This is a genomic window from Micromonospora sp. WMMD1082 (assembly GCF_029626175.1).
In the GTDB taxonomy this organism is placed as follows: Bacteria; Actinomycetota; Actinomycetes; order Mycobacteriales; family Micromonosporaceae; genus Micromonospora.
Genome location: NZ_JARUBM010000002.1, coordinates 4,648,299 through 4,661,934 on the forward strand (window position 1 = coordinate 4,648,299; position 13,636 = coordinate 4,661,934).

The following is a 13,636-nucleotide window of genomic DNA, read 5'->3' on the forward strand; positions in this document are numbered from 1 at the left end:
CTCCAGACTCCTTCATTTCCCTGGTGGGGGGATCATCGCCCGTCGCCGGACGCCGCGGATACGTCGTGGTCAGGCGTGCGCGTGCAGCGGCTTGCCGGCGAGGGCGAGGTGCGCCTCGCCCAGGGCCTCGTTCTGCGTCGGGTGGGCGTGCACGAGCTGTGCCACCTCGCCCGGGTACGCCTCCCAGTTGTAGATCAGCTGCGCCTCGCCGACCAACTCGCCGACCCGGGCGCCGACCATGTGCACGCCGACCACCGGGCCGTCGGAAACCCGTACGAGCTTCACGAAGCCGGCCGTCTTGAGGATCTGGCTCTTGCCGTTGCCGCCGAGGTTGTAGTTGTAGGTCTTGACCTTGTCGGCACCGTACTGCTCCTTGGCCTTCGCCTCGGTGAGGCCGACCGAGGCGAGTTCCGGGTCGGAGTAGGTGACCCGGGGGATGCCCGCCTCGTCGATCACCGCCGGGCTCTGGCCGGCGATCTCCTCGGCGACGAAGATGCCCTGCTGGAAGCCGCGGTGGGCGAGCTGGAGGCCGGGCACGATGTCGCCGACCGCGTAGACGTTCGGCACGCTGGTGCGCAGCCGCTCGTCGGTCAGCACGTAGCCGCGGTCGGTCTTCACCCCCTGCTCCTCGTACCCGAGGTCGGCGGTGTTCGGGCCGCGGCCCACGGCGACCAGCAGCAGCTCGGCCTCGACGGTCTCGCCGCCGGCGATGGTCACCTTGACGCCGTTGTCGGTCTTCTCGACCTTCTCGAAGGGCTTGCCGACCTTGAAGTTGATCTTCCGCTTGCGGAACGCCCGCTCCAGCGCCTTCGACGACTCCTCGTCCTCGGCGGCGACCAGTCGGGGCAGCGCCTCGACGATCGTCACGTCCACCCCGAAGGACTTCCACACGCTGGCGAACTCGACGCCGATCACGCCGCCGCCCAGCACGATCGCCGAGGCGGGGACGCGGTCCAGGACCAGGGCGTGGTCGCTGGTGATCACCCGCTCGCCGTCGATCTCCAGGCCCGGCAGGCTCTTGGCGTACGAGCCGGAGGCCAGCACGACGTTGCGACCGGTGTACCGCTTGCCGTCCACCTCGACCGCGTTCGGCGCGACCAGCCGGCCGGTGCCCGCCACGAAGGTGATGTCCTTGGCGCCGTTGACCAGGCCCTGTAGGCCCTTGTAGAGCCGGGAGACCACGCCGTCCTTGTACGAGTTGACCGCCGCCATGTCGATGCCGACCAGCTCGGCCTTGACCCCGAACTGCTCGGACTCGCGGGTCTGGTCGGCGATCTCGGCGGCGTGCAGCAGCGCCTTGGTCGGGATGCAGCCGTTGTGCAGGCAGGTGCCGCCGAGCTTGCCCTTCTCGATCAGCGCGACCGTCAGGCCCAGCTGGACGGCGCGCAGAGCGGTCGCGTAACCGCCGCTGCCACCTCCGAGGATGACGATGTCGAAGGTTGCGTCGTTCGGCTCGCTCACGTCCAACTCCCAGGTCGCTTCGCTGCATCGGGGGTCACGGTGGGGTGAGACGGACACACCCCACCTCGGCCATCTTGTCACCACCGCCCGGCACCCGCGTACCGAGGTGCGCAACGACACGTCGCCGCCACGTACGCTTGACGTTGCCTTCGACGACGGACGGGTGGGGAGACGGCTCGGTGGGACTGTTCCGGCGACGCAAGCGGGCCCGTGCCGCTGACCCTGACCGTACGGCCAATCGTGCCGACCTGGAGCACCTTGAGAACTTCGTCCGCACCCGCAAGGGCGTCGAGGCGTACATCGAGCCGCGTACCACGGTCACCGAGACCACCGTCATCCTGATCGCCGACGACGGTGAGTGGACCCGGCGGCGCATCGACGGGCCGGACGGCGCGCGGCGCTTCGCGTACCGGGTGAGCATCCCGATCTACGACATCGCCCTGATGGGGTACCCGCAACGCATGCGCGACTACAACGAGCGCCGCAAGCGCCGCCCCGAGCTGTACTGACCCCCGAGTCGCCCGGCAGGCGTTAGGAGGGCCCCTGCTATACCAGGCGATAGCAGGGGCCCCTCATAACGCCTCAGCCGTTGGCGGCGACGTCGTCGATCAGGTGCAGCAGGGTGCGGACGGGCACACCGGTGCCGCCCTTGGTCCAGTAACCGGTCGCCTCGCCCGAGTGGTAGGACGGCCCGGCGATGTCGATGTGCGCCCAGGCGACGTCGTCGGTGACGAACTCGCGCAGGAAGACCCCGCCCTGGAGCATGTGGCCGGCCCGGTCCATGCCCGCGTTGACCTGCGAGATGTCGGCGACGTCGGAGTCCATGCCCTTGCGTACGTCGTCCGGCAGCGGCATCGGCCAGGCCGGCTCGCCGACCGCGTCACCGGCGGTGCGGACCCGCTCGCACAGGTCGGCGGTGCCCATCACGCCGGAGATCCGCTTGCCCAGCGAGACCACCTGCCCACCGGTGAGGGTGGAGGTCTCGAAGAGGTAGTCGGCGCCGTCGGCGCAGGCACGGGCCATCGCGTCGCCGAGGACCATCCGGCCCTCGGCGTCGGTGTTGAGCACCTCCACCTTCTTGCCGTTGAACATGGTGATCACGTCACCCGGCCGGTACGAGGTCCCCGAGGGCATGTTCTCCGCCATCGGCACGTACGCGGTCACCGTCACCGCCGGCTTCAGCTCGGCCACGGCCAGCATGGTGGCGGCCACCGCCGCCGCACCGGCCATGTCGGACTTCATCTCCCACATGCCCTGCGCCGGCTTGATCGAGATGCCGCCGGTGTCGAAGGTGATCCCCTTGCCGACCAGGGCGACCCGCTTGCCGGTGCCGCCGCCGGCCGGCGTCCAGGTCAGCTTGACCAGGCGCGGGGGCGCCTCCGAGCCCTGCCCGACCGCGATGATCCCGCCGTACCCGCCCTCGCGCAGCGCGACCTCGTCGAGGACCTCGACTTCGAGGCCCGCCGCCCGGGCGGCCTCGGCGACCGAGTCGGCGAAGGCCGGTGGGCGCAGCTCGTTCGGGGCGATGTTGACCCAGTCCCGGGTGCGCCGGACCGCGTCGGTCACCGTCCGCGCCCGGGTGATCTCGGCCCGCGCTCCCGCGTCCGCGGCGTCCGGCACGGCCACCAGCACCTCGGCCACCGGCTCGCGTCGGGTCGGCTGCGGCCGGGTCTTGTACCCGGCGAAGCGGTAACCGCCCAGCAGCGCCCCCTCGGCGACCGCGCGCAGCGCCGCGTCGGCGTCGGCGTCGTCGGGCAGCGGCAGCGCCACCGCCACGCGGGGCGCGCCGGCCAGGGCCCGCACCGCGGCCCCTGCCGCCCGGCGCAGGATCTCCGGGGCGGGCGCCGCACCGCTGGGCTCCGGACCGAGGCCCACGGCCGCGATCACCGGAGCGGTCACCGTGCCCAGCGTCGCCAACTTGATCACCTCGCCCGGTCCGCCGGTCGCGCCGAGCAGCGCCAGCGTCGCCGTCAACGTGCCGTCGAACGCGGCGGCGATGCTCTCGGCGCCGCTGGCGAGCAGCAGGGTGCCGGCGAGGCCGTTGGTGGCGTCCTGCTCGGTCGTACTGTGCACGCCGATCACGATCGCGTCGACGGCGAGCTCGGCGGGGTCGGTGTCGACCAGGCTCAGGGTGGTGCTGGGCGATGTCACGGAGGCTGCTCCCGGGCGGGCCGGGCCGGTCGTGTGGTGGCGTACCGGCGGTGGAGTTCTCCGGCGGATGATTTACCCGCCGGACGTCAGTGCTGCCCCGCCGGATCATCCGGCGGTCCCGCCGATGCTAACCAGCCCGGTGCGTCCCGGTAAGTTGCCACCCATGACCGACGTGACCACCGACGCTGCCGCGACCCGGCTGCGTCGTTCTCCGCTGAGCGAGCGGCACACCGCGCTCGGCGCCAAGTTCGCCCCCTTCGGCGGCTGGGAGATGCCGCTGGAGTACGCCGGGGGCGGGGTGCTCCGCGAGCACACCGCGGTGCGCACCGCGGTCGGCGTGTTCGACGTGTCACACCTGGGCAAGGTGCGGGTGACCGGTCCGGGGGCGGCGGCGTTCGTCAACTCCTGCCTCAGCAACGACCTGGGCCGGATCGGGCCGGGCCGGGCGCAGTACACCCTCTGCTGCGACGAGGCGACCGGCGGCGTGGTGGACGACATCATCGCCTACCTGCACGCCGACGACCACGTCTTCCTCATCCCGAACGCCGCGAACGCCGCCGAGGTGGTGCGCCGGCTGCGCGCCGCCGCGCCACCGGAGGTCACGGTCACCGACGAGCACGAGGCGTACGCCGTACTGGCGGTGCAGGGGCCGCGCTCGGCGGAGCTGCTGGGCGCGCTGGGCCTGCCCACCGGGCACGGGTACATGAGCTTCTCGCCGGCCACCCTCGACGGGGTCGAGCTGACCGTGTGCCGGACCGGTTACACCGGCGAGCTGGGCTACGAGCTGGTGGTGCCGGCCGGCGACGCGGTCGCGGTCTGGGACGCGCTGTTCGCCGCCGAGCCGGCGCCGCAGCCCTGCGGGCTGGCCGCCCGGGACACGCTGCGCACCGAGATGGGGTACCCGTTGCACGGGCAGGACCTCTCGCTGGAGATCACGCCGGTGCAGGCCCGCTCGGGTTGGGCGGTCGGCTGGGACAAGCCGGCCTTCTGGGGTCGCGACGCGCTGCTCGCGGAGAAGGCCGCCGGCCCGGCGCGTACGCTGCGCGGCCTGGTGGCCGTGGAACGGGCCATCCCGCGCCCCGGCATGGCGGTGTACCACGGTGACACCCGGGTGGGCACGGTCACCAGCGGCACCTTCAGCCCGACCAGGAAGCAGGGCATCGCCCTGGCCCTCGTCGACACCGCTCCCGCCCTCCCCGACGACACCGAGCTGCACGTCGACGTCCGCAACCGCCGCACCCCCGTCCGCCTGACCCGCCCCCCCTTCATCCACCCCTCCACCACATAACCCACCCACCCCACCCCACCCCACCACAGCGTTGATCATGAAGTTGTTGTCGCGACACGCCGGGCGGAGTGGCAACAACTTCATGATCAACGAGGGTCGGTGGGGTTGGGGCGGGGGTCGGTGGGGCGGGGTTCGCCGGAGTCGAGGACGGCCTGGGTCCAGCCGCCTTCGGTGACGCCGGTGGTGGTGAGGACGGCCCAGTCGACGATGTCGTCGGCGTCGACGACGACGGGGGAGCCGATACGTACGGTGGGGTCGGTGTTGGCGTCGCTGGCGCTGGCGCCGACGATCCGGTCGGGGGAGTCCCAGGAGGTGACCCCGGCCCAGACGTACTCGGGGCCGTCGTCGCCCGGCAGGCCGTACTTGACCACCAGCTGGGTCTCGGGCGGCAGCTGCCCGGCGCGGAACCGGGCCCGGATGTCGGCCAGGCCGGCGCGGGCCGTGGCGATCGCCTGGCTCATCGCGTCACCCTGACGGGCGTAGCGCACGTCGGGCTGGATGCCCCGGAACAGGGTGGCGCAGGCGGTGGCGAAGTAGCGCCCGGCCGGACCGGGGTGCCCGGCCGGCGGGCGCAGGCTGAGGAACGAGTCGGCGTCCGGGTCGGTGGCCGGGTCCAGCTCCAGCCGCAGCAGCACCGGCGCGGTCGCCCCGTGCTGCTCCGGATTGCCGTACGCCACCGCGATGTCGTGCCCGGTCACCGTGGCCAGCACCGGCAGCTGCACGAACGCCGGCACCTCCTCGCCGGTCAGCCCGTCGGTCCAGTCCCGCAGCAACCGCCGGGCGGCGCCGGTCATCACCGCTCCCCACGCCCGGGTGAGGTGGTCGGGCACGCCCTGGGTCTGCAACTCCAGCAGACCGAAGCGGCGCAACCCCTTGGTGGTGAACCAGAGCCCCTCGGCGTCCGACGAGTAGGGCACCAGCACCCAGTCGACCAGCCGCACCCGGCCCTGGTCGTCGGGGAGCGAGCGCAGCGCCGCGGCCGGGTCCAGGAACTGCAGGCCGAAGACGTCCACCACGTCCCCGCGCACCGCCTCGGCGACCGCCGCGGCCACCGCCCGGGCGGCCCACTCGTGCGCCGGGGGCCAGCCCGGCCGGTACTCCGCCTGCACCACCACCAGGTGGCTCGCCGCGGCCAGCCGGTCCAGTTGCGCCTCGGTGGCGCCGAACGCGGTGAGCAGATCCGGCGGCAACTCGGGGAACTCGCCGATGGGCCGCACGTCGACGCTCATCAGCGGGCTGTCCAGCATCTGCCGGGCCAACCCGTACACCGGCTCGGCGATCCGCCCGGCCAGGCTGCCCACCGCCGTACGCGCCGTCACCGACGGCAGCCCCACCGTCGGCACCAGGTAGGTCGCGCTGAGCGACTCCGGGACCGGAACGGGCAGGAAGTCGTCGGTGATGAGCATGTCGTCCCCTGGGGTGGCCGGCCGGTGCTGTCGTCGCCAGAACGCTACCCGGCACCGCCCGCCCGGCTCAGCCGGACAGCACCAGTCCCAGGTAGACGAGCGTGGTGACCAGCTCGACGGTCGCGCCGAGCACGTCGCCGGTGATCCCGCCGAGGCGGCGTACCACGTGTCGGAGCAGCCCGGCCGCGACAGCGAGCGCCACGAGCACGGCCAGCGGCCCCTGCCACGGTCGCCCCGGCACCGCCGCGACCGCCAGCAGCGCGACGGCGGCCGTACCGGCGGCCAGCGCGACCGGCCCGACGGTGCCGGCGACCAGCGCGCCGAGCCCCTCGGGGCGGGCCGCCGGTACGCCCCGCCGGCAGGCCAGCGTCACACCGAGCCGCCCGGCCGCCGTGGCGGTCACCACGGCCACCAGCGCCGCCGGCCGGGATCCGCCGGCCAGCTCCGCCAGCGTCGCGGCCTGCACCAGCAGGACGAGCACCAGGGCGACCACCCCGAACGGCCCCACGTCGGGCTTCTTCATGATCTCCAACGCGGCCGCTCCGCGCCGGTACGACCCGAGCGCGTCCACGGTGTCGGCCAGCCCGTCCAGGTGCAGCCCCCGGGTGAGCAGGGCACCCGCCGCGACGGTCACCCCGGCGGCCACCAGCGGTGCGGTGACCGCGTCGAGCAGCAGCAGTACGCCGGCCAGCGGTACGCCGAGCAGCGCACCGACCGCAGGGGCGAGCGCCATCGCCGTACCGGCCGTGGCCCGGTCGATCCGGCCGGCGCGTACCGGCAGAATGGTGAAGGTGGTCAACGCCAGCCGCGCCCCGTCACCGGGGCGGGGCTCAGCCGGCACGCGTGCCCTGCTCCGCCGGCCGCACCGGTTCGGTGCTGGTCGGGCCCGGACCGGCCGGCTCCGGCTCGCGGAAGTCGGGCTCGGCGTCCCCGGCGGGCGCCGGCTCGCCGTCGTCCGCACCGTCGCGGCCGTCCCCGACACCGCCCTCAGCGCCGTCCCCGGCGTCGGTGTCGTCCCCGGCGTCGTCCCCGGCGTCGGTGTCGTCTCCGGCGTCGGCGTCCTCGCGGGACGGCCTGGGCGGCAGCGTGGCGGCCAGCGCCAGCACCGAGCGCAGCAGTGGCAGCACGGTCAGCGCGTTGGCCCCCTCACCGAGATCCAGCCGCAGCTCGGTCAGCGGGGTCAGGCCGAGCACGTCGGCGGCCAGCTTGACGGCGGGGTGCCCGCCGTGGTCGGCCAGCAGGCACCAGTGCCGGGCCTGCCCGGCCAGATCCCGGCTGACCATGGCGGCGGCCACGCCGACGGGACCGTCCAGCAGCACCGGCGTGCGGCGGGCGGTCGCGCCGAGCAGGATGCCGGTGGCGACCGCGACATCCCCGCCGCCCAGCTCGGCCAGCACGTCCCGCGCGTCGCGGGCGGAGCGACGGGTGCGGTGCAGCGCGTCCCGGACCGCCGCGCAGCGGGCCATCCACGCCACGTCGTCGATCTCGCCGCCCCCGCCGACCACCCGGGCGAGCACGGCCGGCGGTTCGGCCCCGGCGGTCGCGGCCAGTACCGCGGCCGCCGTGGCCTCGGTGCCGGCACCGCACGCGGCCAGCACCAGCAGTTGTACGCCGGCGTCCGCCGCCTCCTCGGCCAGCCGCCAGCCGTAGCGCAGGGCCGACTCCACCTCTTCGACGCTCAGCGCCGCATCGTGCTCGATCGGTGCGGCGGCGGGGGCGTCCACCACCTGCAGACCCGCACCGCTCTCGGCGGCGAGCCGGGCGAGCACGCCCTGACCCGCGCGAGCCTGCTCGGCCCGCCGGGCCGACTCGCCGGCCACCGTGCCGGCGGCGACGCCACCGGCGTGGTCGCCGTGCAGCAGCAGCACCCGCACGGACCGCCAGGGCGCCGGAGTGGGCGTGCCCTGGGTGGCGGCGGCGAACGAGACCACCTGTTCCAGCACGCCGAGGCCGGTGCCGGGCATGTCCAGGGTGGCCAGCCGCTCCACGGCCTGCGGGCCGGCGTACTCGTCGGGCATGGGTAGCTGCATGCCGGGCTGGATGACCAGGCCGGTCGCGGCCACCGGGAGGGCCATGGTGGGCGCCGTCCAACCGGTGCTGGCGGGGGAGTCGGGCGCGGGTGCGGTGGGCATCTCCGGTGTGGTCACCGGCGGCGACTCGGGCAGCTCCGGGCCGCTGCCGTTGACCGGCTGCGTGCCGGTGGGGCCGACCTGGGCGGGCACGGTGGCCCCGGTGCCGGCCGGGCCGAGCCCGACGGTGGCCGGGGTGAGCCGGACGGTGCCGGGGGTGGGCTCGGCGGCGGCCGGCTTCAGCCGGCAAGGCTGGCCGGCGACCACCAGGACCACGGCGTCGCACGCGTCCGCGACGGCCCGGTTGACCGCGCCGAGCGCGTCGGTGAACGCCCGGCCCAGCGGCGTGGTGGGCACCAGGGAGAGCCCGACCTCGGGGCTGACCAGCACCAGCCGCGCGGGACAGGACCGCACGGCCGCGGCCAGCTCGTCGATGGTGGCGGTGTCGTCGGCCGGCTGGTGGGCCGGATCGAGCAGTACGGTCACCCAGCCGCCGAGGTCATCGACGAGCAGCGTCTCGTCCGGCCCGGCGGTGGCGATCACGTCGGCGAGCCGGCGCGGGTCGCTCGCGGTCTCCTCGGTGCGCCAGGTCTCCGGCCGGCGGGCGCGGTGCGCGGCGAGGCGGGCCGCCCACTCCGGGTCGTCGTCGCCCGCGCCGGCGGTGGCCACGTAGCGGACCGTGGCCGCGCCGGCCACCAGGGACTCGGCGAACTCCGACTTGCCGGAACGGATACCGCCGAGGACCAGAAGCGTGTTCCACCCGTCTAGGGACATGCTGCGTACCTTACGGCCAGCCGGGCGGCGGAGGCAGCACAGGTACGCCGCCCCACCGCCCGTCGCCCGGTGGGCTCAGCGCCGCTCGGGGGCCTGGTAGAGGTAGTCGTTCGGGTTGACGTTCGCGGGCTTCGGGTCCTCCTGCCAGGCGCCCTCGCCGGGACGCGCGACCAGGGCGTCGACCAGTTCCTGCCGGTCCATCTCCCGCGCACCCTCGACTCCCCCGCGTACCGCGATGTCGCGCAGCTCCTCGGTGTCCATCTCCGGTATCGGTCTGGTCATCGCCACCTCCCGTACGAAGGGTCTGTCCACCGGGGCGTACCCGGCGCGGGCGCGGTTCAGTCGCGGCGCGTGGACCCGCCCGCCGGACCGACGCGGCGGCTGCGTTCCCCGGCCACGGTCGACGGCTCCGGTCCTCGACGGCCACGGTCCGGGTCGCCCGACGGGCGGGCGACTACGCTGGCGAGGGTCCGTCCCACGGGACACAGCGGCGAGGGGAGACGCGCACATGGCGTGGAGCTGGCGGTACGAGGGCGTCGACGGCGAGTCGGTCGACGGGCCGGCCGAGTCGTTCGGGAGTCAGGCGGACGCCGAGTCCTGGATCGGCCAGAGCTGGCGGGAGCTCGCGGCGTCCGGCGTCACCTCGGTCGCGCTCCTCGAGGATGATCGGGTGGAGTACCGGATGAGCCTGCTGCCCGTGGCGGAGTGATGACACCGAGGGACCCGGAGCCGCTGGTGCTCGGGGTGCCCCGGGCGGCGTTCCGGCCCAGCCCGGTCTTCGGCGCCCTGGTCGCGCTGCTGGTGACCAGCGCCGTGCTGACCTGGCACGGGATCGGCAACGTCCGGCTCACCGTGTTCGGTTTCGTCGTCTCCGGCTGGCTGGTCTCGCTCTGCCTGCACGAGTACGCCCATGCCGTGGTCGCGTACCGGTCCGGTGACCGGGGCGTGGCCCACCGCGGCTACCTGACGCTCAACCCGCTGAAGTACAGCCACCCGCTGCTGTCCATCGCGCTGCCGGTGGCGGTGGTGCTGCTCGGCGGCATCGGCCTGCCGGGCGGCGCGGTCTGGGTGGACCGGCACATGATCCCGGGTCGGCTGCGGCACACCCTGGTCAGCCTCGCCGGCCCGGCCACCAACGTGCTGTTCGCGCTGGTGCTGGTGGCGGTGCTGCGCCTCGGTGCGCCGGGCGGCGGGCCGGTGGAGTTCTGGGCCGCGGTGGCCCTGCTGGCCTTTCTGCAGGTCACCGCCAGCCTGCTCAATCTCTTGCCGGTGCCCGGACTGGACGGCGGCAACATGGTCCAGCCGTGGCTGAACCCGCAGTACCGGCGCATGTACGACCTCTTCGCGCCGTACGGCTTCATCCTGCTCTTCGCGCTGCTGTGGAACCCGACGATCGGCGGCTGGTTCTTCGACACCGTCTTCGCGATCGGCAACGTCCTCGGCCTGCCACCGTGGCTCTACGCCACCGGTCTGGAGCTGATCCGCTTCTGGCAGAGCTGACCTCGGCCGGGCTCACCTCGGCCGGGACCTGAGCCCGCCCGGCCGGCGGGGTCGTGCGCCGGCCGGGCGGGGCGGGTCAGGGTCGCTCGGCCGGCGACTCGGTCCGCGCGGGATCCCGCTCGGTCACCGGGTCGACGATCTCGTCGATCGCCTTGAGCAGGCCGGTGTCGAGCGTGACGCCGGCCGCCTTGACGTTGTCGTGCACCTGCTCGGGGCGCGACGCCCCGATGATGGCCGACGACACGTTGGGGTTCTGCAGCACCCAGGCGATGGCCAGCTGGGCCAGGCTCAGCCCGGCCTGGTCGGCCAGCGGTCGCAGCTGCTGCACCCGGGTCAGCACGTCGTCGGTCAGCCACTTGGCGATGAAGCCCGCGCCGGACTTCTCGTCGGTGGCCCGGGAGCCGGACGGCGGCGGCTGGCCGGGGAGGTACTTGCCGGAGAGCACGCCCTGCGCCATCGGCGAGAAGACGACCTGCCCGACGCCCAACTCCTCGCTGGTGGGGACGACCTCGCTCTCGATGACCCGCCAGAGCATCGAGTACTGCGGCTGATTGGACACCAGCGGGATGCGCAGTTCCCGGGCGAGGCCGTGCGCCTCGCGGATCTGCGACGCCTTCCACTCCGAGACGCCGATGTAGAGGGCCTTGCCGGAGTGCACGACGTCGGCGAACGCCTCCATCGTCTCGTCCAGCGGGGTGTTGTAGTCGTACCGGTGGGCCTGGTAGAGGTCCACGTAGTCGGTCCGCAACCGGCGCAGCGACCCGTTGATCGACTCCATGATGTGCTTGCGGGACAGGCCCCGGTCGTTGCGGCCCGGGCCGGTGGGCCAGTACACCTTGGTGAAGATCTCCAGGCCCTCGCGCCGCTCCTGCTCCAGCGCCCGGCCGAGCACGTCCTCGGCGCGGGTGCCGGCGTAGACATCGGCGGTGTCGAAGGTGGTGATGCCGGCGTCGAGGGCGGCCCGCACGCAGGCGAACGCCGCATCCTCCTCGACCTGCGAGCCATGGGTGATCCAGTTGCCGTACGAGATCTCACTGACCATGAGGCCGGAGCGGCCCAGGTGTCGGAATTCCATGTCCTGACCCTAGCCCGCCGGCAGCAGCCGGTGGAGATCGAGTTCAGCCCGGCAGCAGGGCGTGCCGCATGCTCCGGGCCAACCACTGCCGGTATGTGGGCTCGTCCCAGCCCAGGCCGTGCACCAACGCGCCGTAGTGCGCCGGGTCGTTGTAGAACCACACCTCGTCGATGGCGCGCTCCACGTCGGACCCGTGCCGCAACGGCCCCAGGGCGACCAGCCGCTCGACCACCATCCGGGCGCCGATGCGCCGGTTGCGCAGCAGGGTCTGCCACACCTCGGCGGCCTCGGGCGATCCGTCGGCGGCGCGTCGTACGGTCTCGAACACCCGGGCGGCGCGCCCACCGATCAGCGTGCACACGTCGGCATACGCGTCGAGCACCTCACCGGGGCTCTCCGCCTCCCACACCGGCCGGTACCAGGGCCGTTGGGCGACCGGGATCGGCTCGTCGTCGCCGGCCAGCGCCTCGTCGAGCACCTGGCGCAGCAGCGCCGCCTTCGAGCCGAAGGCGGCGAAGACGGTGGGCCGGGCGACGCCGGCTGCGGCGGCCACGTCGGCCAGCGAGGTGGCGGTGTAACCCCGGGCGACGAACAGGTCGGCCGCGGCGGCGACCACCGCCCGGCGGGTCCGCCGGGCGCTCTCCTCGCGGACCCGGGAGCGGTACGGCCGAGTCGGTTTCTCGTCCTTGACTTCACCCATGACGCAGTCATACTAGCAATGCATTCACTAGACGCTCGACTATCGATTATCGAGCTGGCTATCGAATAGCGTCGTGTGTGCCGAAGTTGGCACCCGTACCCGGGGAGGTCCCATGTCGATCCGTCCACACCTGCTCCACCGCGACGAGGGGGAGGCGTACTGGTTCACCGGCAACCTGGTCACCGTCAAGGTCGCCGGCACACAGACCCGCGGGCAGTTGACCGTGGTCGAGTTCGTCAACCCGCCCGGCTTCGCGCCGCCACTGCACCGGCACCAGCTGGAGGACGAGATGTTCTACGTGATCTCCGGCGCTGCGGTGTTCCACTGCGCGGGGGAGGAGCTGACCGCCGGGCCGGGCGACTTCGTCCACCTGCCGGTCGGGATACCGCACACGTTCGTGGTCGGTGCCGACGAGCCACTGCGGGTGCTGCAGATCACCACACCGGCCGGGTTCGACGGGTTCGTCGCCGAGGCCGGTGCGCCGGCGACGGAGCGGCGACTGCCGGACCCGGCACCGATCGACCCGGTCGCCCTGGGCCATGCCGCCCACCGGCACGGCATCGAGCTGCTCGGGCCGCCGCCCGGCCGCTGACCGACCCGATCCCACCTGGAGAGCATCATGATCCTTCTTGCCCGCACCGGATGCCGGCGCGTTGCGACGGCGACCGTCGCCCTGGCCATGACCCTGGGGGTCGCCGGTTGCCCGTCCACGCCGGCCACCCCGACCGGACCGGACCGGGCCGCTCCCGCCGCCGGGGGATCCGCGCCGGCCCCCGTCGGCGAGGAGGTTGACGGCTGCTCGCTGCTGACCGACGCCGAGGTCACCGAGGTCATCGGGGCCAACCCCGGCGGTGTGCCCACCTCGGCCGGCTGCGCCTGGGAGAACCCGCAGACCTCGCACTCGGTGACGCTGCACATCGGGATGCCCGGTACCGCCGCCGAGGGGGCGCTGCCGCCGGCCGACCCGATCCTCGGCGAGCCCGAGGAGAGCGTCGACGGGATCCGGTTCTCCGTCGGCGAGGCGGAGTTCGCCGGCGGTGACCGGTACTGCACGTTGCGGGTCGTCACCAGCGTCGTCGACGACCGCGACCGGTCCACGACGATCCGGCTCGTGGGCCTGGTCCGTGACCGGCTCTGAGGCCCGGGCCGCCTCCTGCACCGGGGCGGTCCGGACGGGCCACGGCGACCGGTTACCGCGCCGGCTCGGGCCCA

14 protein-coding genes are annotated in these 13,636 nt (G+C 73.7%); 6 read left to right on the forward strand and 8 right to left on the reverse strand.

The window, feature by feature from the left end; translation table 11 throughout:
* Positions 1-69: 69 nt before the first annotated feature.
* The gene (lpdA, locus tag O7615_RS21515; protein WP_278179597.1) at positions 70-1,461 is read right to left on the reverse strand and encodes a dihydrolipoyl dehydrogenase; all 1,392 of its coding nucleotides are present in this window, start codon (positions 1,459-1,461) and stop codon (positions 70-72) included.
* Positions 1,462-1,640: 179 nt separating this feature from the next.
* Between lpdA and O7615_RS21520 the strand changes: the two genes are divergently transcribed.
* Positions 1,641-1,970: a hypothetical protein gene (locus O7615_RS21520; RefSeq protein ID WP_278179598.1), complete on the forward strand. Its 330-nt coding sequence runs from the start codon at positions 1,641-1,643 to the stop codon at positions 1,968-1,970.
* A 73-nt stretch (positions 1,971-2,043) separates the two neighbouring features.
* On the opposite strand, the gene O7615_RS21525 is transcribed toward O7615_RS21520, so the two are convergent.
* Positions 2,044-3,612 (reverse strand): leucyl aminopeptidase, encoded by a 1,569-nt coding sequence (locus O7615_RS21525; RefSeq protein ID WP_278179599.1) that lies wholly within the window; start codon positions 3,610-3,612, stop codon positions 2,044-2,046.
* Positions 3,613-3,775: 163 nt separating this feature from the next.
* Here O7615_RS21525 and gcvT point away from each other — a divergent pair, with 163 nt between their 5' ends.
* Positions 3,776-4,900: a glycine cleavage system aminomethyltransferase GcvT gene (gene gcvT, locus O7615_RS21530; protein ID WP_278179600.1), complete on the forward strand. Its 1,125-nt coding sequence runs from the start codon at positions 3,776-3,778 to the stop codon at positions 4,898-4,900.
* A gap of 86 nt (positions 4,901-4,986) precedes the next feature.
* Here gcvT and O7615_RS21535 read toward each other — a convergent pair whose 3' ends face one another.
* From O7615_RS21535 to O7615_RS21550, 4 genes are all read right to left on the reverse strand, one after another.
* Complete coding sequence (locus O7615_RS21535) at positions 4,987-6,306, reverse strand: DUF2314 domain-containing protein (protein WP_278179601.1); 1,320 nt, start codon at positions 6,304-6,306, stop codon at positions 4,987-4,989.
* Positions 6,307-6,373: 67 nt separating this feature from the next.
* Positions 6,374-7,147, reverse strand: coding sequence for an adenosylcobinamide-GDP ribazoletransferase (locus tag O7615_RS21540; RefSeq protein ID WP_278179602.1), 774 nt, complete (start codon positions 7,145-7,147; stop codon positions 6,374-6,376).
* Complete coding sequence (gene cobU / locus O7615_RS21545) at positions 7,137-9,149, reverse strand: bifunctional adenosylcobinamide kinase/adenosylcobinamide-phosphate guanylyltransferase (protein ID WP_278179603.1); 2,013 nt, start codon at positions 9,147-9,149, stop codon at positions 7,137-7,139. The genes O7615_RS21540 and cobU overlap by 11 nt, the downstream gene beginning before the upstream one ends.
* Before the next feature lie 75 nt (positions 9,150-9,224).
* Entirely contained in the window at positions 9,225-9,431 is a 207-nt protein-coding gene (locus O7615_RS21550) for a hypothetical protein (RefSeq protein WP_278179605.1), read from the reverse strand.
* A gap of 226 nt (positions 9,432-9,657) precedes the next feature.
* Here O7615_RS21550 and O7615_RS21555 point away from each other — a divergent pair, with 226 nt between their 5' ends.
* Positions 9,658-9,858: a hypothetical protein gene (locus tag O7615_RS21555; RefSeq protein WP_278179606.1), complete on the forward strand. Its 201-nt coding sequence runs from the start codon at positions 9,658-9,660 to the stop codon at positions 9,856-9,858.
* On the forward strand, positions 9,858-10,649 hold the full coding sequence (locus O7615_RS21560; protein ID WP_278179607.1) for a site-2 protease family protein: 792 nt from the start codon (positions 9,858-9,860) through the stop codon (positions 10,647-10,649). The genes O7615_RS21555 and O7615_RS21560 overlap by 1 nt, the downstream gene beginning before the upstream one ends.
* A 76-nt stretch (positions 10,650-10,725) precedes the next feature.
* On the opposite strand, the gene O7615_RS21565 is transcribed toward O7615_RS21560, so the two are convergent.
* Both O7615_RS21565 and O7615_RS21570 read right to left on the reverse strand, forming a co-directional pair.
* Positions 10,726-11,724 carry an aldo/keto reductase family protein gene (locus O7615_RS21565; protein WP_278179608.1) on the reverse strand — a complete coding sequence of 333 codons (999 nt, stop codon included), beginning with the start codon at positions 11,722-11,724 and terminating at the stop codon, positions 10,726-10,728.
* Positions 11,725-11,767: 43 nt separating this feature from the next.
* Positions 11,768-12,424, reverse strand: a complete 657-nt coding sequence (locus O7615_RS21570) for a TetR family transcriptional regulator (protein WP_278179609.1) — start codon at positions 12,422-12,424, stop codon at positions 11,768-11,770.
* Positions 12,425-12,536: 112 nt separating this feature from the next.
* Between O7615_RS21570 and O7615_RS21575 the strand changes: the two genes are divergently transcribed.
* The gene (locus O7615_RS21575; protein WP_278179610.1) at positions 12,537-13,016 is read left to right on the forward strand and encodes a cupin domain-containing protein; all 480 of its coding nucleotides are present in this window, start codon (positions 12,537-12,539) and stop codon (positions 13,014-13,016) included.
* A 27-nt stretch (positions 13,017-13,043) separates the two neighbouring features.
* Positions 13,044-13,562 (forward strand): hypothetical protein, encoded by a 519-nt coding sequence (locus O7615_RS21580; protein WP_278179612.1) that lies wholly within the window; start codon positions 13,044-13,046, stop codon positions 13,560-13,562.
* Positions 13,563-13,636: the final 74 nt, after the last annotated feature.